This is a genomic window from Idiomarina fontislapidosi (assembly GCF_003226255.1).
Taxonomy (GTDB): Bacteria; Pseudomonadota; Gammaproteobacteria; order Enterobacterales; family Alteromonadaceae; genus Idiomarina; species Idiomarina fontislapidosi.
Genome location: NZ_QJST01000009.1, coordinates 42,475 through 63,243, shown reverse-complemented (window position 1 = coordinate 63,243; position 20,769 = coordinate 42,475). Strand labels below are relative to the sequence as shown.

The 20,769-nt window shown below is 47.6% G+C and carries 19 protein-coding genes; 13 read left to right on the top strand and 6 right to left on the bottom strand.

All coding sequences use genetic code 11. From position 1 onward, the window contains the following. The first annotated feature begins 63 nt into the window (after positions 1-63). Complete coding sequence (gene fabR, locus DFP83_RS09965; protein ID WP_275540965.1) at positions 64-693, top strand: HTH-type transcriptional repressor FabR; 630 nt, start codon at positions 64-66, stop codon at positions 691-693. Between the two features lie 28 nt (positions 694-721). Further along, positions 722-2,740: a S9 family peptidase gene (locus tag DFP83_RS09960; RefSeq protein ID WP_110575295.1), complete on the top strand. Its 2,019-nt coding sequence runs from the start codon at positions 722-724 to the stop codon at positions 2,738-2,740. A gap of 56 nt (positions 2,741-2,796) precedes the next feature. Here the strand turns inward: DFP83_RS09960 and DFP83_RS09955 are convergent, their stop codons facing one another. From DFP83_RS09955 to pckA, 3 genes are all read right to left on the bottom strand, one after another. Beyond that, complete coding sequence (locus DFP83_RS09955) at positions 2,797-3,993, bottom strand: ABC transporter permease (RefSeq protein ID WP_110575294.1); 1,197 nt, start codon at positions 3,991-3,993, stop codon at positions 2,797-2,799. Continuing rightward, positions 3,980-4,927, bottom strand: coding sequence for an ABC transporter ATP-binding protein (locus DFP83_RS09950; protein ID WP_110575292.1), 948 nt, complete (start codon positions 4,925-4,927; stop codon positions 3,980-3,982). The genes DFP83_RS09955 and DFP83_RS09950 overlap by 14 nt, the downstream gene beginning before the upstream one ends. A gap of 125 nt (positions 4,928-5,052) precedes the next feature. Further along, positions 5,053-6,654 carry a phosphoenolpyruvate carboxykinase (ATP) gene (pckA, locus tag DFP83_RS09945; RefSeq protein ID WP_110575290.1) on the bottom strand — a complete coding sequence of 534 codons (1,602 nt, stop codon included), beginning with the start codon at positions 6,652-6,654 and terminating at the stop codon, positions 5,053-5,055. 207 nt (positions 6,655-6,861) lie between these two features. On the opposite strand from pckA, the gene DFP83_RS09940 reads away from it, so the two are divergent. Continuing rightward, positions 6,862-8,181, top strand: a complete 1,320-nt coding sequence (locus DFP83_RS09940) for a sodium-dependent transporter (RefSeq protein WP_110575288.1) — start codon at positions 6,862-6,864, stop codon at positions 8,179-8,181. A gap of 17 nt (positions 8,182-8,198) precedes the next feature. Here DFP83_RS09940 and coaD read toward each other — a convergent pair whose 3' ends face one another. Then, a complete protein-coding gene (coaD, locus tag DFP83_RS09935; protein ID WP_110575286.1) occupies positions 8,199-8,690 on the bottom strand; it encodes a pantetheine-phosphate adenylyltransferase in 492 nt (163 codons plus the stop codon). A gap of 155 nt (positions 8,691-8,845) precedes the next feature. On the opposite strand from coaD, the gene DFP83_RS09930 reads away from it, so the two are divergent. The 4 genes from DFP83_RS09930 to DFP83_RS09915 are packed head-to-tail and all read left to right on the top strand — an operon-like array spanning position 8,846 to position 12,220. Continuing rightward, positions 8,846-10,036: a glycine C-acetyltransferase gene (locus tag DFP83_RS09930; protein ID WP_110575284.1), complete on the top strand. Its 1,191-nt coding sequence runs from the start codon at positions 8,846-8,848 to the stop codon at positions 10,034-10,036. Positions 10,037-10,057: 21 nt separating this feature from the next. After that, positions 10,058-11,083 (top strand): L-threonine 3-dehydrogenase, encoded by a 1,026-nt coding sequence (gene tdh, locus DFP83_RS09925; protein ID WP_110575283.1) that lies wholly within the window; start codon positions 10,058-10,060, stop codon positions 11,081-11,083. A gap of 2 nt (positions 11,084-11,085) precedes the next feature. Further along, positions 11,086-11,415, top strand: a complete 330-nt coding sequence (glpE, locus tag DFP83_RS09920; protein WP_110575281.1) for a thiosulfate sulfurtransferase GlpE — start codon at positions 11,086-11,088, stop codon at positions 11,413-11,415. Between the two features lie 4 nt (positions 11,416-11,419). Then, entirely contained in the window at positions 11,420-12,220 is an 801-nt protein-coding gene (locus DFP83_RS09915; protein ID WP_110575279.1) for a rhomboid family intramembrane serine protease, read from the top strand. Here DFP83_RS09915 and DFP83_RS09910 read toward each other — a convergent pair. Next, on the bottom strand, positions 12,214-12,621 hold the full coding sequence (locus DFP83_RS09910) for a flagellar basal body-associated FliL family protein (protein ID WP_110575277.1): 408 nt from the start codon (positions 12,619-12,621) through the stop codon (positions 12,214-12,216). The two genes, DFP83_RS09915 and DFP83_RS09910, sit on opposite strands and share 7 nt — an antisense overlap. A 77-nt stretch (positions 12,622-12,698) precedes the next feature. Here DFP83_RS09910 and DFP83_RS09905 point away from each other — a divergent pair, with 77 nt between their 5' ends. Then, positions 12,699-13,241, top strand: a complete 543-nt coding sequence (locus DFP83_RS09905) for a chorismate--pyruvate lyase family protein (RefSeq protein ID WP_110575275.1) — start codon at positions 12,699-12,701, stop codon at positions 13,239-13,241. Positions 13,242-13,249: 8 nt separating this feature from the next. Further along, positions 13,250-14,101, top strand: coding sequence for a 4-hydroxybenzoate octaprenyltransferase (gene ubiA, locus DFP83_RS09900; RefSeq protein WP_110575274.1), 852 nt, complete (start codon positions 13,250-13,252; stop codon positions 14,099-14,101). Between the two features lie 25 nt (positions 14,102-14,126). Here ubiA and plsB read toward each other — a convergent pair whose 3' ends face one another. Further along, the gene (plsB, locus tag DFP83_RS09895) at positions 14,127-16,577 is read right to left on the bottom strand and encodes a glycerol-3-phosphate 1-O-acyltransferase PlsB (protein WP_110575272.1); all 2,451 of its coding nucleotides are present in this window, start codon (positions 16,575-16,577) and stop codon (positions 14,127-14,129) included. Positions 16,578-16,724: 147 nt separating this feature from the next. Here plsB and lexA point away from each other — a divergent pair, with 147 nt between their 5' ends. The 4 genes from lexA to ctaD all read left to right on the top strand — a co-directional run bounded on the left by lexA (position 16,725) and on the right by ctaD (position 20,768). Then, positions 16,725-17,342 carry a transcriptional repressor LexA gene (gene lexA, locus DFP83_RS09890; RefSeq protein ID WP_110575270.1) on the top strand — a complete coding sequence of 206 codons (618 nt, stop codon included), beginning with the start codon at positions 16,725-16,727 and terminating at the stop codon, positions 17,340-17,342. Continuing rightward, positions 17,339-17,758, top strand: a complete 420-nt coding sequence (locus DFP83_RS09885; RefSeq protein WP_110575268.1) for a hypothetical protein — start codon at positions 17,339-17,341, stop codon at positions 17,756-17,758. Before lexA ends, DFP83_RS09885 begins: the two co-directional genes overlap by 4 nt. Before the next feature lie 288 nt (positions 17,759-18,046). Next, positions 18,047-19,171: a cytochrome c oxidase subunit II gene (coxB, locus tag DFP83_RS09880; protein WP_110575388.1), complete on the top strand. Its 1,125-nt coding sequence runs from the start codon at positions 18,047-18,049 to the stop codon at positions 19,169-19,171. Between the two features lie 10 nt (positions 19,172-19,181). Then, on the top strand, positions 19,182-20,768 hold the full coding sequence (ctaD, locus tag DFP83_RS09875) for a cytochrome c oxidase subunit I (RefSeq protein WP_110575266.1): 1,587 nt from the start codon (positions 19,182-19,184) through the stop codon (positions 20,766-20,768). Position 20,769: the final 1 nt, after the last annotated feature.

The window sequence follows — 20,769 nt, the reverse complement described above, 5'->3', positions numbered from 1 at the left end:
GATTGTCTTTTAAGCTATGTTATTATTCTTTATAAGATATGAAGCACAGTTTTGGATACTATTTTGGCAAAATCCTCATCGCTCGGCGTAAGAGCGCAACAAAAAGAAAAAACCAGACGCGCTCTAATTAATGCTGCAATGAATCAGCTCAGTGCAGAAATAGGTTTCTCCAGCTTGAGTCTTCGCGAAGTCGCTCGCGAAGCAGGTATTGCGCCGACCTCGTTCTATCGTCACTTTCGTAACATGGATGAACTCGGGCTCACCCTCGTCGATGAATGTGGTTTAACACTGCGACAACTGCTTCGACAAGCTCGCCAACGCATCGACAAAGGCGGTTCAATCATTCGTGTGTCTATCGAAACCTTCATGCAGTTCGTCGCCGACAACACGGCTATATTCCGACTGCTGCTGCAAGAGCGCACTGGACGTTCGCGTGAGTTCCGTAAGGCGGTTGAAAGGGAGCTTGAGCATTTTAAAGCTGAACTCATTGAGTATTTGCGTGATGAACAAGGTTTTAGTGCACCGCTTGCCGATTTGCAGTCAGATGCCATCGTCAAAATTGTATTCAGTGCCGGTGCCGATTGCTTTGATGTCGACGACACGCAACGAGCACAGATTGCTGAACAAACGATACAACAGGTTCGTCTCGTTGCACGCGGTGCAGAAGCAACTCGACGTGCTAAAGTAGAATAAATTAAAACAACCTCAAATGGAGTATACCATGATAGCGAGAACGCTCGGAGCTGTCAGTTTGTTGGGCTTAGCCGTAACCGGCCAAGCACGCGAAATGACACTCATGGAAACCGTTACTACACAATCCGTAGCTGACGTTAATCTGTCACCTAATGGCCAATTCACTGCAATTACCAAATACTATCCTGCGCGTCCTTACGCAGACAAAGATGATCGCGGTAAAACCGAGTTGGTGATTCGCAACGCTCAGGGTAAAGAAACCGTTTACTTAAGCAAAGACGAGTCGTTTTCTGACGTTGAGTTTGGTCCTAACAGCGAATACGTTTACTTTACTGCAAAGCGCGATGGCGATGAGTATAGTGAGCTATATCGCATTCCTCTTGCGGGCGGCGGTATTCAATCGGTATACGAGTTTGATGGTTCTATCACCTCGTACGACTTAAGCTCAGACGGTCAGTCGCTGGTCTTTTTATCGACGGGTAGCCGCGATAAAGAGGCTAAAAAAGTCGCGGAATATGGTTTCAAAGCCGAAGTCTATGAAGAAGATCTGACCTACCGTCATTTATATCACGTTGACCTGAGCCAAGCCGAGGCGGAAGCAAAGCAGGTAACAGCCGACGACGTTCAAGTGATCTCAGCACAGTGGAGCCCGAGTGACGAGCAACTCCTCGTTCGCACCGCCCCGACGCCATTGATTGATGACTACTATATGAGTAGCCAGTATCACATTATGGCGTTAGACGGCAGTACAGTCGCAAGCATCCCTACCGAGGGTAAACTCGGTAAAGCGGCTTTTTCCCCCAATGGTCAATACGTTGCAGTAATCAGCGCGGCTGACTATAACGACCCATCAGCCAGTGTCTTAAATGTGTTTAATACTCAGGACGCTACTATTCGTCGTGTGTTACCAGACTATCAGGGTGCCATCCGCGACTTTACCTGGCGTACTGAACAGGAGTTAGTTTGGTTAGGTCATCGGGGTACTGAGTCAGAAGTTAAAGCATTGACGTTACAGTTTTTAGAGAACCGCGACTTGATCGATGCAGGCGAAGCTATCTTCACAGGTTTAGATGGCGCAGCAGGGGTTGATAAAATTGTTTTACGCGGTAACCGCCCTGCTCACCCTAATGAAGCTTTTGAGTTCACTTCTAGCGGTTTGAATCGTTTAACGGTGTCGAACCCTTGGTTAGATGAAGTAACGTTACCGAAACAGGAAACGATCACCTATAAAGCCCGTGATGGTTTGGAGCTTGAGGGTGTCTTGGTTTACCCAACGGATTACCAAGAAGGTGAGCAGTACCCATTAATCATGGTCATTCACGGCGGCCCAGAATCACATTACTCAAATGGCTGGTTAGACGGTTATTCATCACCCGTTAAACACGCAGCAGCAAAAGGTTACGCGCTGTTTTTCCCGAATTATCGCGGTAGTACCGGTCGTGGCGTAGCGTTTTCTAAACTGAGCCAAAATGACTACGCCGGCAAAGAGTTCGACGATATCGTTGATGGCAAACAGCACCTTGTCGATATGGGCTTGGTTGATGAATCGCGTGTCGGCATCACCGGCGGTTCTTACGGTGGCTATGCCTCCGCATGGGGCGCAACCGCGCAAACAGAACATTTCGCAGCCAGCGTCATGTTTGTCGGTATCAGCAACAACTTATCTAAGTTTGGCACAACTGACATTGCAAAAGAGATGAATGCAGTACACGCACGCAGTTACCCTTGGGATAAGTGGCAGTGGTACTTAGAGCGTTCGCCAATCTATCATGCAGAAAAGGCACGCACGCCTATCTTAATTATGCACGGTAAGGAAGATACGCGCGTACACCCGTCTCAATCGATGGAACTCTACCGTTACTTGAAAACCCACGGCAACGTTCCTGTTCGTCTCGTATTTTATCCGGGTGAAGGACATGGTAATCGCCACATGGCGGCTCAACTCGACTATGGCATCCGCTTAATGCGCTGGATGGATACCTTCTTAGTTGAACAAGCAAAAGAAAAACCATCGTTTGCTATCGATCACGCTGACCAAATCAAATAATGATTGGAAGTAAATAAAAAAACGCCGCAGTTTTGCGGCGTTTTTTATTTATCGTATTAACCTCGAATGGCATGCCAAATATCTTTCCAACTTGGCTCCTTACCGTAGAATTGGATACCCATTGCGAACAAACGCGCAGCCACGTTTCTCATCCAAACTAAACTCACCACTAACAGCGCCAAACTCAGGCCAATTTGCCACCATGCAACATCGGTTTGGGCTAACCGTGCAGGCATCATCATAAAGGATGAGACCGGCAGGATACTCATGATTTGCGCCAGCGTACCATCGGGGCTATCAACGACGCTAAAGCACAAGAATATCGGTAATAAAGGAATAAACATAAATGAGCTACGTGATGAATGGTTTGGGTCATCGATAGTCGCCGAAAAGCCAGCGAGCATCGCGTTAATCATCAACAAACCAAGCATCACGAACACGAACGATGCAACAAGAACAAACAGATCGATTGTAAAACTCACGGAACCTTCATCACTAAAGCTTGCGGCCAGTAATGCAATAGCACCAAAGAACAGCCCGATGAAAAGCATTGCCTTTAGGCTGTGTAAGGTGATACCGACGATCTTTCCATCCATCCACTCCCGTGGTGAAATAATCGTTAATAGCTGCTCGGTGACTCGCTGCTGTTTTTCCGCGGTTATCGACATCATCATTAGACCAAAGCCTGTGAACACGCCAACGGAGATTCCAATGCCCAAAAACATGCCGAGCTCACTACTCCCCTCATCTTCTGCTGCCGTCTCATCGGTGTTCACTTGAGCGATATCAAGTGCAACGTCCGGCTTAGAGTCGAGTGTAGTGCGTTGCTCATCGGTGAGGTCTAACGCCGCAACACGTAACTGTTGTAGATAGCTTTGTAGCGAATCGGTGAGCTCGTCTTGCCAGTCATCCCGCTTGTGAACACGAAGTGTCGCAGTGTTATCTGGATGCACCATGACGACTACATCGAGGTCTTCCGGCAGCTTTGTCTTCCACTTTTCAATCTCCATCGAGCCAGCATCGCGTAAGGTAATGTCTTTTGGCGCTTCGTACTCTCCAGGGTTAGCACGCTGCTCAAAATATATCGCGCCCGTGTATTGCTCTTCGAATACAGCACTTATAGCGCCCCACCCTGTACTGACAGCCATAATCACAACAAGTAGACCAATAGAGATCAGTTCTTGCTTCCATTTAAAAAAGCGGCGGAATTCCCACCAAGCAATTTTTGATACTTTGCTATTAAGCAAGCTCATGCTGAATATCCTTTGATTTGTTGTTATTTTGCTCAATCGTGTTGAGATACATCTCATGTAACCCAAGTTGCAATGGGGAGAAACTGCGCATCGGTACTTGCTGATTGAGTTGTGGCCACAACTGTTCAACATCGACATAAGGGTCGACGATGACATGGACGACATCGTTATCTATCTCTGTCACATCGACAATGCCATCATGTTGATGCCAATGTGCTTGCGCCATCTGAGCATTACACTCAATTCGATAAACGCGCTGTGGCTGCAAAGTAGCGCGTATTTCAGCCAACGTCCCTTGCGCTAGCGCCCGTCCGTGAGACATCAACAACATTTTATCCGCAAGACGCTCCACCAGTGCCATTTGGTGTGCGCTTAACAATACGGTTTTACCACGCTGCTTGAGCTCGGTTAACACATTCATGACATGTTCTTGGTTAACCGGATCCAGACCGGAAAAGGGCTCATCGAGAATGACAAGGTCAGGATCATGCAATAACGTGGCTATCAGTTGCACTTTCTGCTGGTTACCTTTAGATAACTGTCGCATGGGCTCTTTTTTTCGCTCTGATAAATCAAAGTACTCGAGCCACTGCTCAATACGCTGCTGCGCTAGCGACTTATCTAAACCACGCAGCTCAGCAATAAAGCCCAAGTTATCTAAAATGGTACGATCCTGATATAAGCCACGGTCTTCAGGTAAGTAAGCAAAGTCTTCGGGACTGAGCTGCGGTCGCGGTCCGTTACTATTGGAGATTTCGATACTGCCCTCGTCCGCCTGCGTGAGACCGACGAGCATACGTACCAAAGAGGATTTCCCCGCGCCATTAGGACCGAGTAATGCGTAGATTTCGCCAGAATTGACCGTAAGCGATATATTATCAACCGCGGTGACAGTCTTATAACGCTTGGTTAAGTTTGTTATTTGTATATTCATGATTCTCGCAGCGTTTAGATAGATGTAAAAAATACGTAGTTAACTTGAGTGTATCTTACAGAGCAAAAAAAACCCGCAACAGGCGTTGCGGGTTTTTATTTTGTTTCAATTTGTAAGCTAACAGTTTAGACGCTCGGACCCGCCGCAACTAATGCTTTACCGTTTTCAGTATCGGTGAACTTCTCAAAGTTCGCGACAAAGCGTTGTGCAAGATCTTTCGCCTTCAACGTCCAGTCTTCAACATCGTCATAGGTGTTGCGTGGATCAAGAATTTCACTGTCCTCTACACCAGGCAATGCAGTAGGCATTGCCAAATTGAAGTATGGCAACTGATGGAATTCCGCATCTTCAATCGAACCATCAAGAATGGCATCGATAATGGCGCGCGTTGCTTTGATCGAGATTCGCTTACCTGAGCCGTTCCAGCCGGTGTTAACCAAGTAGGCTTCAGCACCTGCGGCTTCCATACGCTTCACTAATACTTCAGCGTATTGAGTTGGGTGCAAGGTTAAGAACGCCGCACCAAAACAACTTGAGAAGGTCGGTGTAGGCTCAGTCACACCACGCTCTGTACCAGCGAGCTTGGCAGTGAAACCTGACAAGAAGTGGTACTGGGCTTGTTCTTTCGTCAGCTTGGATACCGGGGGTAGAACACCAAATGCGTCAGCCGTTAAGAAAATTACCTTTTTAGCGTGACCTGCTTTTGATACCGGCTTAACGATATTATCAATATGGTAAATCGGATAAGAAACGCGCGTATTTTCTGTTTTGCTATTGTCATCAAAATCAACGCTGCCATCTTCGCGCACGGTGACGTTTTCTAATAGCGCATCACGACGGATAGCGTTGTAAATATCAGGTTCGGCTTCTTTGGACAGGTTAATTGTTTTAGCGTAGCAACCGCCTTCAAAGTTAAACACGCCATCGTCATCCCAGCCATGCTCGTCATCACCGATGAGCGCACGTTTAGGATCGGTCGACAATGTTGTTTTGCCAGTTCCAGACAAACCGAAGAATACCGCAACATCACCCTCTTTACCTACGTTAGCCGAGCAGTGCATTGATGCCATGCCTTTGAGCGGTAAAAAGTAGTTCATCATTGAGAACATACCTTTCTTCATTTCACCGCCGTACCAAGTACCGCCGATTAACTGAATTTTTTCGGTCAGGTTAAACGCAACGAAGTTTTCTGAGTTTAAGCCTTGTTCTTGCCAATTTGGGTTGATGCACTTTGCACCGTTCATCACGACAAAATCAGGTTCAAAGGTTTCTAGTTCTTCGCCTGATGGACGGATGAACATGTTCTTAACAAAATGTGCTTGCCAAGCAACCTCAGTAATAAAGCGCACAGCTAAGCGAGTATCTTCGTTTGCGCCGCAATAAGTATCAACAACAAACAAACGCTTGTTGGACAGTTGCTGGGTCACGAAGCCTTTAAGCTCTGTCCAAGTTTCTTGTGACATCGCTTTGTTGTCATTTTTACCTTGGTCGGCCCACCAGACGGTGTCGCGCGTTGTGTCATCTTTTACGATGTATTTATCTTTAGGTGAACGACCGGTAAAAATACCAGTATCTACCGCAACAGCACCGAGCTTGGTCACGGTTCCTTTTTCAAAACCATGCAGGTCGTTACGAGTTTCTTCCTCAAACAACACATCATAAGAGGGGTTATGAACAACTTCTTGGACATCATTGATGCCGTAGCGGCTCAGATCCAAATTTGGCATGACAAGGGCTCCTGAGATACGGTCTTGCATTAAACGAACGTTATTTCTTGCGACGTTAACTAAAATCCATTTATGTCTAAATCACAAGGATAAAATTTGGTCGCGAATGTTACCTTTTATTGACAAAAAAAGATAGGGCAAAATTTTCTCAGTCCGTTAGAATGCCACCTCTTTTACTTAATCTTTAACTAAAGTTGTTTTGTCCTTATGCGTGACTCATTTAAGTCAAGAATTGGTTTCGTCCTCGCGGCCGCGGGTTCAGCCGTTGGTTTAGGTAATATTTGGGGGTTCCCTACCCAAGTAGCAAACCATGGTGGCGGTGCCTTTTTGCTCGTTTACTTGTGCGTTATTTTTGTGCTGGCAATACCGGCGCTTTATAGCGAAATGTTGATTGGTCATCATGCTCAAGCAAACCCTGTCCGCTCATTAAAACAACTTAGCGAAGGTCGCATGCGCCCTGTTGGGGCCACCATGGGCTTACTCAATGTCATTGGCTCTTGTTTAATGCTGAGCTTTTACCACATTGTCGCTGGATGGATGCTGGTTCACGCACTCGGCTATTTGGCGACCGCCATTGGACTATCGGGTGTCGCCGAGTTTCTGTTAACAGGCAGCATGGTGCGGGACTTAGTATTCACCTCAGTGTTTTTGATACTGACTGCGTCAGTCGTACTCAAAGGAGTCGAGCAAGGCATTGAGTTATGGTCGAAGCGTTTGATGCCGCTGCTGGTTATTCTGCTTGTAGGCCTGATCTTATATATCGCGAGCCTGCCCGGAGCGGCGGAAGGCTTCAAAACTTATCTGGTGCCACAAGTCGAGCAGTTTACCGATCCCGATATTTATATTGCCGCGATGGGGCAGGCATTTTTCTCGCTATCGATTGGGCTTGGCGGGATGATGATTTATGGCTCTTATCTGCGCCCAGGGGCACAGTTAGGCCGTTTAAGCCTCTCTGTCGCAGCGTTAGATACGTTGGTTGCATTTCTTGCCGGTTTGCTCATTATTCCGGCGCTATTTGTCGCAATCAAACTCGGCGTTTCCGTCGAGCAAGGCGATCAATTTATTGGCGAAGGCCAATTGATATTTGCGGTATTGCCTGAACTGTTCGGAAGCATGGGTTTTGCTGGCTTTTGGGTCGGGTTTGGCTTTTTCATCTTGTTAAGTATCGCTGCTTTAACATCGACAATGGCACAAGCCGAAGTACCGGTTTCCTATTTATTGGAAGAGCACGACCTTCCACGTCCGGTCGCCGTCGCGATTGCAATGCTGGTGATTGCCCTGCTTGCACTGTCGCTTGTACTTTGGTTTGAGCCATTGTTCGGCTGGGTCGTCACTGCTGTGACACAGTTCCAACTGCCGTTATCTGGGTTATTCTATCTACTCGTGGTGGGTTGGCTGTGGAAGCGCAGTAATCATGTCGCAGCATTGGCAGCGCAGGGCTTGCGCTACCGATTATTGCGTTGGCACTTGCGCTATATTTGTCCCGTTTTAATGGGACTGGTTTTTTACCAAAGCGCCATCGCCTAACTCACTCGCCTATTTAATTAGGGGCGCTTGCCAGCAAATTTCTGTTGCAGCGCCTCAGCAACTCGCGCATCAACAAATTCGGTAACATCGCCACCGTGCAAAGCCACTTCCTTGACCAAGGTTGATGAAATAAACGAGTTTTCTTCAGCAGGGGTCAAAAAAACACTTTCAAGGTCGGGGAATAAACGGCGATTCATGTTCGCAAGTTGAAACTCATACTCAAAGTCAGAGACCGCACGCAAACCACGAATCAATACCGATGCCTCATGGCTCTTAGCGAAGTTTACCAGTAATCCAGAAAAACCAACCACACGTACATTATCAAGCTTTTCGGTTACTTGCTGAGCCAACAGCACACGCTCTTGTAAACTAAATAGCGGCTTTTTGCTTGGGCTCTCTGCAACACCCACAATGATCTCACTAAATAAGCTTGCCGCACGTTCGATAAGGTCGGCATGACCATTCGTGATGGGGTCAAAAGTGCCAGGGTAAATCGCTCTACGGTGCATAGGTTCCTCGTCTTAACGTTGTGCAAACTTTACAGTACATCTTAAAAACTGGCTCATCATCATGCCTTTTGCAAATTAGGGATGCGGCTTTCAATGAACATGCGTAAAATACAGGGTAATGTTAAGAAAGCCAAATCACTGAACAGGATTTCGTAATGAACACAAATTTTTATCAACACCTGAACGAACAACTCGAACAGACAAAAGCAGACGGTCTGTATAAAAAAGAACGTGTCATCACCTCTGATCAAAGCTCAGAAATCACCGTCAATGGTCAGCAAGTATTGAACTTTTGTGCCAATAACTACTTAGGCCTCGCTAACCACCCTGAGCTCATCAAAGCTGCAAAACAAGGGCTCGATGAGCACGGCTTTGGCACCGCATCGGTGCGCTTCATTTGCGGGACGCAGGATATTCACAAGACACTTGAAACTAAGTTAAGTGACTTCTTGGGCACTGAAGATACTATTCTTTATTCATCGTGCTTTGATGCGAACGGCGGCTTATTCGAAACCTTGATGGGCCCTGAAGATGCCATCATCAGCGATGAGTTGAATCATGCGAGTATCATTGACGGTATTCGCCTTAGCAAAGCTAAACGCTATCGCTACAAAAACAATAACCTCAACGATCTTGAGCAACAATTAAAACAAGCGGATGCTGATGGCGCACGCTTTAAGTTGATTGCCACCGACGGTGTCTTCTCAATGGACGGCGTAATTGCCGATCTGAAAGGTATTTGCGATTTAGCTGACAAGTACAATGCGTTAGTGATGATGGATGACTGTCACGCAACAGGCTTTTTAGGCGCTAATGGTAAAGGCACTCATGAATATTGCGACGTACTCGGTCGCGTCGACATCATTACCGGTACGCTCGGTAAAGCACTTGGTGGTGCTTCAGGCGGATACACATCGGGTAAAAAAGAAGTCATCGACTGGTTACGTCAGCGTTCACGCCCGTACTTGTTCTCTAACTCAGTAGCGCCTGCGATTGTTCAGGCGTCGATTAAAGTGATTGAAATGCTTGAGCAAGGTAATCAATTACGCGAGCAACTATGGGATAACGCGAGTTATTTCAGAACACAAATGGAAGCCGCTGGTTTCACCTTGAGTGGTGCTGACCATGCGATTATTCCGGTCATGATCGGTGACGCACGTTTAGCTTCTGAAATGGCTGATCGCCTATTGGAAGAGGGCATTTATGTCATTGGCTTCTCTTTCCCTGTCGTACCGAAGGGTAAAGCGCGTATCCGTACACAGATGTCTGCGGCGCACACCCGCGAACAACTCGATCGCACTATCGAAGCATTCACACGTATTGGTAAAGAGCTGGGTGTTATTTAACACCCGGTCTAAGGACTGATTATGAAAGCATTAGCTAAATTACATTCTAAACCGGGCATCTGGATGACCGACGTTGAAAAACCAGAATATGGTTACAACGACGTGCTCATCAAGATCAAAAAAACCGCTATCTGCGGCACCGATGTGCATATCTATAAATGGGACGATTGGTCACAAAAAACCATTCCTGTACCGATGGTCGTGGGTCACGAATACGTCGGTGAGATCGCTGCGATGGGCGACGGTGTGCGCGGTTTTGAGATTGGCGACCGTGTATCAGGCGAAGGTCACATTACCTGTGGTCACTGCCGCAACTGTCGCGCGGGTCGTCGTCATTTATGCCGCAATACCTATGGCGTGGGCGTCAACCGTCCTGGTGCATTTGCAGAGTACTTAGTGATCCCTGCCGATAACGCGTTTAAATTACCTGACGACGTTACGGATGATATGGCCGCCATCATGGATCCGTTGGGCAATGCCGTACATACCGCATTGGCATTTGATTTAGTCGGCGAAGACGTACTCATTACAGGTGCGGGTCCGATTGGCATCATGGCGGCTGCCGTTGCTCGTCACGTGGGTGCGCGCCACGTTGTGATTACTGACGTTAACGAATACCGACTTGAACTCGCCAAGAAAATGGGTGTGACGCGCGCAGTTAACGTAGCGAAGGAGAGCCTCAAAGACGTCATGTCAGAGTTGGGCATGAAAGAAGGCTTTGACGTCGGCTTGGAAATGTCTGGCGTTCCATCTGCATTCTCTCAAATGCTGGCAACCATGAATCACGGTGGCAAGATCGCGATGTTGGGCATTCCGCCTGAAAACGTTGCGATTGATTGGAACGAAGTTATTTTCAAAGGACTTGTTATCAAGGGCATCTATGGTCGTGAGATGTTTGAAACCTGGTACAAGATGGCGAGTTTACTGCAATCAGGCTTAGATATTTCGCCTATTCTGACGCATCAAATGTCAGTTGATGATTATGAGGAAGGCTTTGAAACCATGGTTTCAGGTCAATCGGGTAAAGTCATCTTAAACTGGGATTAATCATGACACAGTCTGTACGTCATATAGCACTCTCTGAAGCCCATCAAGCATGGGCTTCAGACAAGCCACCCCTGTTTGTAGATATTAGAGACCCGCAGTCTTTCCACGCAGGACATATCCCAACAGCCCAACCGCTTAATAATGATAATATCAGTGAGTTTCTTGCCAACACCGATAAAGATGCTCAGGTTATTGTCGTTTGCTATCACGGTATTAGCAGTCAACAAGCCGCGTTGGTGTTAGAGGCACAGGGCTTAACGCACGTAAGTAGCATGGACGGTGGGTTTACGGCGTGGCAAACAGCCTACCCTGATGCGGTGGAGCAAGGATAATTCGATGAAACGCTTACTGACGACACAGGACGGACCCTATCTACAACAGTTATATGCATGGCTCCGTAGCCAAGGTATTCCCGTCAGTGTCAGTGAGCGCAATGGCAAACTCGATCTGTTGCTGCATCAAAGTAGTTATGAAGCACGAGCGCGCCAACTTATCGATGAATTTAAAGCAAACCCAGATATTGTCGCAGTGCGCGAAGAAGGCAAGAGTCGACAGCTGTTTGCCGATCTAATGAAAAACACCGGCTGGCTAACGCGGGTTATTGCGGCCATTTGTGCGCTGGTGTTCGTCGGCGTTATGCTCGGTGGCGACACCTTTGTGCGTTATTTTATTATCAGCGATAGTTTTACTGAGTTACCATTAAACACACCGTGGCGACTGCTAACCCCTGCATTTTTGCACTTTTCAGCAACGCACATTGTTTTTAATCTGTTCTGGTGGTGGTACCTCGGTGGTCGCATAGAGGTCTATTTAGGGACTCGCTGGCTACTTGCCTTATTTGTACTCACGGCTATTAGCGCGAACGTTATTCAGTTTTATGTCAGTGGACCTAACTTTGGTGGTATGTCAGGGGTGGTCTATGGTCTTCTCGGCTTTTGCTGGTTATACAGCGGTCAGCGCAATACACCGTTGAAGCTGCCCCCTGCCTTGATCATCTTCATGTTGGGCTGGTTGATACTTGGCTACACCGACGTGCTGTGGGTTAACGTGGCAAATGAAGCGCACTTAGCCGGACTTATTGCGGGTTGTATTGCGGGCATTACTGTGCGCCAGTTAAAACCCCAACCTCGTTATTGATACAGGTACTTCGTAAATATCACTTGTTTAATGATCGGGTTGCCTGTTTCTTGTGTCATTAGCTCTTGTGCACGTTCAAAGCACTTTAGGCGTAGCTGGTCACGACCTGTCATCGTCTTAATTTGATGTTCACTGGCGGTACTTAAAATTTGAATAAATGCATCGCGTAGCAGCGGTGCATGGTGTTCGACGACACTTACATTCTGCGGGTTATCAATCATTACCTCGACTGCAACACGAATAAAACCGAGTCGGTACTCCTCCTGGTCTTTGACGAAGTTGGTAATAATATCGGGTTCAAATCCGTAGTAAGCGATGTCTTGCGCCCGCACTGTCATCGTCGATAAGACGGTTAAACTCAAAAGCAATAATATATTGGCTAACCAACGTTGTACGGTCATAATTCTGTAGCCTTGATAATGTTTAACGGCAATGGCTTTGGTATGATAGCTAAAGAATATCTTGAGTACCAATACCTATGTCCGTTGAATTCTTAAGTACTGAGCCCTGTGACTGGCAACTTGCGACCCATGCCCAACTTCCACCGCTAACACGAGAGTGGTTGCTTGACGAAGGCTCATTGACAGCAAAACTCCGCGCGCTTCCTGGAGACTTTGCGGTGCACCTCATTGGTCAGGCAGTGGCAACCCCTTTTGCAAACGAACGTTCGGAGTTTCCTCAACAAACACACTTTGTTATTCGAGAGGTGCTACTCACACTCGACGAGCAGCCATTCATATTTGCCCGCAGTGTTTTTCCTATATCGGCGGCGGAGCACAAAAACCTTAATCTTGCCGAACTTGGGACGCAGTCACTCGGGCAGTCATTGTTTAACCAACCCGATCTGACACGTTCGACTTTTGAGGTGACTCAACTACCATTAACTCATGGCATCAGCCAACTTAATCGTTTGTTTCATGATTGCGATGAGCTGATATGGGGCCGACGTAGTTTGTTTGAGACTCGGGGTCAAAGCGTATTAGTCAGCGAGTTCTTTTTAACGCCTGTGCCGATATACTGAGGTATCCAATGACTAAACTAAACAGCTACTGGCGCTTAATGCGCGCTGATCGTCCAATAGGCACCTATTTACTGGCATGGCCCACGCTTTGGGCATTACTCATTGCGGGCGCAGGCAACCCACCACTGAAAGTCGTGGTGGTGTTTATGTTAGGTACATTTCTGATGCGTTCTGCAGGTTGCGTTATTAATGACTTCGCCGATCGTAATTTAGATGGTCATGTGGAACGCACCAAATTACGCCCACTCGCGGCTGGGGAGGTCACCAGCACCGAAGCCATCATGTTGTTTTTTGGGCTACTATTGCTGGCTTTTCTCTTAGTTATACAATTTAACATACACACCATTATGCTCGCCTTTGCGGCAGCGGGTGTTGCGGCATTGTACCCATTTTGCAAACGTTGGACACAGCTACCCCAAGTGGTGCTCGGGGTGGCTTTCAGTTTTGGTATATTGATGGCGTTTAGTGCGTTAAATAATGACCAGTGGTGGCTCGCTAGCGGGCTGTTTTTAGCGAATATCGTGTGGACCGTCGCTTACGACACCGAGTACGCAATGGCTGATCGACCCGATGACTTAAAAGTCGGTATTAAAAGTACCGCCATTTTGTTTGGTCAGTACGACAAGATCATCATTGCAGGATTGCAACTGATCACGCTACTGATTCTTGCCGCTGTATGGTGGCACTTAGATGTGCAGTGGTATGCGTGGGCTGGTCTTATTGCAGCAGTCGCGCTATTTGGCTATCAACATTGGATGATACGCGAACGTGCCCCCAAGGCGTGCTTCCAGGCCTTTCTCCACAACCATTATGTAGGTATGGCGATCGGTGTCGGCCTGGCACTGCATTACTGGTACTAGCTTAGCTCAGGGGTTGTCAGCGCGATTATTCTGCGCTGACAATTAATTGCTGAACTGACTGGCGGATTGTCTGCAGGATAGTCGGATCTAACAATTCATCAATGCCATCGCTCAGCGCACTAATTTCTGGTGCGGCCACCTGATCGCCGTCGTCGTTCACTTGCAACAACGACTGTGCTTTTAGGCTTGCGATGAAGCTCGTCATGACCTTTTTGTCATAAAACTCAGGTGCGTCGATGCCGTGGATCGAGCTTAAACGCTCGGCGAGTGTAATTGACTGTCGCTCCAGCTCTGCTCGTTTAATCGGTTGCGCCTGCTGTAACAGCTCCAATACGATGGCATAACGCTGCAGCGTCTCACTCGCGCTTCCGGCTAATAATTTAAGTTGTAACCAAGCGGCTGTCTCGCGGCTTGCAGCACTCACCGTCTCACCATCGCAAGTCACTAATTGCTGACGTTCTAATTCCTCGACGATAGCCGCCACCCATGTGTTTAACTCGTCTTGCTCGTGGGACAAGAACAACTCCGCCTGCAACATTGGATAAACCGCGCGACACCGTTCGACAATAGTTGTAATAGAGACGTTTTGTTTGGCGTGAATCAACGACGCAACGACGCCCGGGACAATCATGAGATGCAAGACGTTATTGCGGTAATAAGTCATCGCAATCGCATTCGCAGCATGAAGCGACACCACTTGCCCCATCGAGTCGTCTTGCACTTCGAACTTATCGGTACGCAATGCTAACGCCAACAACTCATCAGCCGATTGTTCAGGCACATTAACATGGTGTGTGTATGGCACTTCGCGAAGTAAGTTAAGGTACACATTAATTTGTGCGATCAGCTCTTCACGCGTCAACGCATTGTGCTCAGAGCTTAATAAGGCCAACGCAGTTAAATTAACGCTATTGGCGGCCGCACAGTCATTGATGCCACGCATAACTTGCTCAGCTAAGCCATTAACCGTTGGGGTTAACCAGCTGGGACGTTCCGGCTCTTCAGCACCGCGAGTAACAGAACGTTGCCAGTCATCCACGTGAGTATCCAGATGGCTCTTCAAGTCGATAGGCGAGCCGAAGGTAACAAAACCCTGCCCAAAGTTTTTTAACTTAGTGACCGATTTAAGCACTTGGAAGAGCGATTCCTTCTCTTTGTTTTTACCCTTAAGCTCTTTAAGGTAAGTCGCAACTTCCATCACATGCTCGTACCCCAAATACACGGGTACAATTGAGATAGGTCGTTGCTGACCGCGCAGCATACCCTGCACCGTCATCGCAAACATCCCAGTCTTAGGCGGTAATAAACGACCTGTGCGCGAACGCCCGCCTTCAGTAAAGTACTCAACAGGATAACCTTTTTGAAATAACCAACAGAGGTATTCCCGAAATACCGACGAATACAGCTTGTTGCCGCGAAACGAACGACGGATAAAGAACGCGCCACCACGGCGAAAAATCGAGCCCACAGGGAAAAAGTTTAAGTTAACCCCTGCCGCAATGTGGGGAGGCACCAAACCTTGCTTATAAATCACATAACTTAGCAACAAATAGTCCATGTGACTGCGGTGGCAAGGCACATATATGATTTCATGGCCCTGTTGTGCGAGCTTTCGTACTTCATCGGCACCGCGAACATCAATACCGTTATAAATCCGGCTCCACATCCACGTCATAAAGCGGTCGAGAATACGCACCAGGGTTTCGCTGTAATTGGCTGCGATCTCGTTTAAATAACTTTTGGCTTTTTTTACTGCCTGCTCTTCGTCTGACTTGTTGGAGCGTTGCTCGTCTTTAATCGCCTTTTTCAGAGCGGGCGTTTTCAACAGTTGATTCATCAACTCATTTCGATCACTCAATTTAGGACCCGCAACCGCATAGCGCATGCGTACAAAGTGCACGCGTGCAACCCGAGCGAGTTTATGAGCGATACGGTAATCCGCACCACTTTGTCGGCTCATTTGACCTAAACTGACTGGACGCGACATACGGCAAAGCACTTGGCGTCCAGAAAACATAATGAGCCAAAACTTCCGCAAGTGACCCGGGTTATCTAAGTCACCCGTCATGGTGTTCCCTGCGTGCGCTTCTTGCCCCGGTTTGCGTCCCCAGAATATGCCGACTGGGAGTAATTGCACATCCAGTTCAGAATCGGCTTGATGCGCTTCTAGTAGCGCCTGGAATTGCGACAATGCTCGCGCGGAAGCGGCTTCATCACGCTCAGGTAGTAACAACACACGATCAAATGACTTACCGTTGATGTACAAAGGCTTCTGCGGGTCTGGTAGCTGATTTTCGCGCGCAGAGCGCTGTAAAATAGCAAAGTCCGACTTGGCATTTGAGCGCATCACGTATACCACTGGGGCTTCAGTGATATCCGCCTGATCGGCTTCGGGTTTATCAATAATCGTCATTGCTCGCGTCATCCAACGGATAGGATGCTTTAAGAGCGCGTAACTCCAACTCACCGCTGTCATGATATTCCTTGGCTACCCTTGCGTTTAAAACAGTAAGACAATAATCATAACAATTCCGTTCTAAAAAGTCGTCGAATAAAATGACTTGCATATCAAAAATACCTGTATATACTCACAGTATACTGTACAGATAAACAGGTAATTGATATGCGTCCACTGACTCCCAGACAAGCCGAAATTCTTGAGTTAATTAAAGATAACTTACAAGCAACCGGTATGCCGCCTACGCGCGCCGAAATCGCGAGTCGGTTGGGCTTTCGCTCAGCTAACGCTGCTGAAGAGCATTTAAAAGCGTTAGCCAAAAAAGGTGTGATTGAAATCATGCCGGGTATGTCGCGCGGCATTCGATTAATTGGCGAGGATATTGAGGAAGAGCTTGGCTTGCCATTAATTGGTCAAGTCGCTGCCGGCGAACCCATCTTAGCGCAAGAGCATATCGAACGACATTATCAGCTCGATGAATCCATGTTTTATCCCAGCGCTCAATTCTTGCTTCGGGTAAACGGGATGAGCATGAGAAACATTGGTATTTTGGATGGTGATTTACTCGCTGTCCACAAAACTGAACAGGCACGAAATGGGCAGATTGTAGTCGCCCGCGTCGAAGACGAAGTCACAGTTAAACGATTTGAACAGAAAGGCCGTCAAGTCTTGTTGCATCCTGAGAACGACGAGTTCTCCACGATTGTTGTCGATCTCGCACAACAAGTGTTTGCAATTGAAGGGCTTGCTGTCGGCATTATTCGTAATGGAGCTTCTTTATGAAAAGACTACAATCAGACATCAATAACCATCCTGGCATGTGGACCTACAACGGTCAACATCCAGAAACAGCAACGAATGCTATCGCTCCATCAAGTTTATCAGCGGCGCTAGAAGCTGCGGTTCATAGCATTGGACAGCGTTGGATTACAGTGATTGGTGGTCACAGTCATTTCGTACAACAACTGGTTGATGCTGGAATTCCTCGTCAACGCATCCGTTGGCTACGACCAGGTAAAACTCATGACCGCGCTTGGGCACTTGAGCAAGCCGTTTTATCAGGTACTAGCGATGTTGTAGTCGCTTGGGTTAGCGGTTTTGATAAACGTGCTGTGCAACGTATTCGTTTGTCTTCACGTTTGAGCCAAACACAAAGTTTTATGTTTGAAGAGGATGTATTAACCCCCCACCTGCACTAATCCCCTAATGGGTTAATACGTTTCTGGCTGCTTCGGCAGCCTTTTTTTTAACATTAATGGCTACTTTTTAACCGTTCAGCGTTTTTGATCTAGATCTTTGTGTAGAATTTAGTTAATAAATGATACTACCCAACTATATAAATTAGTATAACTTATAAACTACAACAAAGAGTTGGTAGAGAAAGTGATTTCTGGGGAGAAGCTGTTCCTTTTTCTGCTTACCTCTTTGTTCTTCTTAGCTAGCAATTTGCTAAAGCAACGAAGAATGAGAGGAGAAGTCACGTGAAAATGAAGCCGTTATGGGCACTACCCCTGTTGTATAGTGCATCTGCGCTGTCCCAAGAGCGCAGCCTCAACCTCACGCAAGGTGTCACCGAAATCAGTCGTGACGTGTACGACTTGCACATGACGATATTTTATATCTGTTGTGTCATTGGTGTGGTGGTGTTTGGGCTCATGTTTTATTCCATGATCCGACACCGTAAGTCGAGCGGTCGCGAACCGGCTAAGTTCCATGAGAACGTCAAGGTAGAAATCCTTTGGACGCTCATACCCTTCCTTATTTTGGTCGGTATGGCGATACCTGCAACGATCACCCTCATTGATATGGAAGATACCTCGGATGCGGATGTCACTATCCAAGTCACGGGTTCTCAATGGAAATGGCACTACAAATACTTCGACCGAGAAGTGTCCTTTTTTAGTCGTCTCGCCACTCAACAAGAACAAATAAGTAATAAGTTTGATAAAAGCGAGAACTATCTGCGTGAGGTCGATAACCCGCTGGTATTACCAACAGGTCAGAAGGTGCGGTTCTTAGTTACCTCAGATGACGTTATTCACAGTTGGTGGGTACCCGCATTTGCGGTGAAGAAGGACGCGAATCCCGGCTTTATTAACGAGGCTTGGACGCGTATCGATGAACCCGGTATTTATCGCGGTCAGTGTGCTGAGTTGTGTGGTAAAGACCACGGCTTTATGCCCATCGTGGTCATTGCTAAGACACCTGAGGACTACGCTAAGTGGATCGATGAAACCGAGGCTGAACAAATCGCTGAACGTGAGCGCCAGCAAGAATTGCTCGACATGGAAATGTCGATGGATGAATTGATGGCAATGGGTGAGAAAATCTACAACAGCACCTGCGCAGCCTGCCACCAACCGAATGGTCAAGGTATACCAGGGACCTTCCCAGCACTTGCAGGAAGCGCCGTGGCGACCGAGTCGGACAAGCTCGATCAGCATATTGATGTTGTCGTTAATGGCGTTCAAGGCACTGCGATGCAAGCCTTTGCGCAGCAGTTAACCATGCAAGAACTCGCCGCAGTGGTGACCTACGAGCGTAATGCCTGGGGTAATGATACCGGTGAAATGGTTCAAGCCGCTGACATTAACGCAGCAATGAATGAATAAGGAGACGGTGATGAGCACAGTAGTGGACGATCACAATCACGAAGCACACCACGATCATAAGCCGTCTGGCATTACTCGTTGGTTGTTTACCACAAACCATAAAGACATCGGATCGATGTACTTGTGGTTTAGTTTAATTATGTTTTTTGTCGGCGGTGCCATGGCGATGGTCATTCGCGCCGAATTATTTCAACCCGGCTTACAACTAGTCGAGCCGCAGTTCTTTAACCAAATGACGACAGTTCACGGACTCGTCATGATCTTTGGTGCCGTAATGCCCGCCTTTACAGGCTTAGCAAACTGGATGGTACCAATGATGATTGGCGCGCCAGATATGGCGCTACCGCGAATGAATAACTGGAGCTTTTGGATCCTTCCGTTTGCTTTTGTCATTCTGTTGTCATCATTGTTTATGGAAGGGGGTGGTCCTGATTTCGGCTGGACGTTCTATGCGCCACTGTCCACCACCTACAGTAATGATTCTACCGCTTTATTCGTATTCGCGGTTCACATCATGGGTATCTCATCCATTATGGGTGCGATTAACGTCATCGTAACCATTATCAACATGCGTGCGCCTGGCATGACTTACATGAAAATGCCGCTGTTCGTGTGGACTTGGCTCATTACTGCATTCTTGTTAATTGCAGTAATGCCGGTACTTGCAGGGGCTGTCACCATGGTACTGACGGATAAGTACTTTGGCACAAGCTTCTTTGACGCGGCCGGCGGTGGCGATCCAGTGATGTTCCAGCATATTTTCTGGTTCTTTGGGCATCCCGAAGTGTACATCATGATCTTACCTTCGTTCGGTATCATCTCGGCGATTATTCCGACCTTCTCAAGGAAGAAACTGTTCGGCTACTCATCCATGGTATATGCAACCGGGTCCATCGCGATTCTATCGTTTTTGGTCTGGGCGCATCACATGTTTACCACCGGGATGCCGGTATTCGCAGAGCTGTTCTTCATGTACTTTACAATGCTCATCGCGGTACCAACGGGTGTGAAAGTATTCAACTGGGTCGCGACCATGTGGCGCGGTGCCATTACGTTTGAAGTGCCCATGCTATTTGCACTCGCCTTCGTCATTTTATTCACTATTGGTGGTTTCTCTGGCGTCATGCTGGCGATGACACCGGTGGACTTCCAATATCATGACACTTACTTTGTCGTTGCACATTTCCATTACGTGTTAGTGACTGGCGCCATCTTCTCGATTATGGCTGCGAGTTACTACTGGCTGCCTAAGTGGACCGGGCATATGTACGACACGACGCTGGCACGGCTGCATTTCTGGACCTCGTTGATATCCGTCAACTTGCTGTTCTTCCCGATGCACTTTGCCGGCTTAGCGGGTATGCCGCGTCGTATTCCAGACTATGCCGTACAGTTTGCCGATATCAACCAAATCACCAGTATTGGCGGCTTCGCCTTTGGTTTATCGCAGCTCCTATTCCTCTGGGTCGTCATTAAGTGTGCACGTGGTGGCGAAAAAGCGGCAGCTAAGCCATGGGAAGGCGCTGAAGGACTTGAGTGGACAGTCCCCTCTCCAGCGCCTTACCACACCTTTGAGACGCCACCAAAAGTGGAGTAAT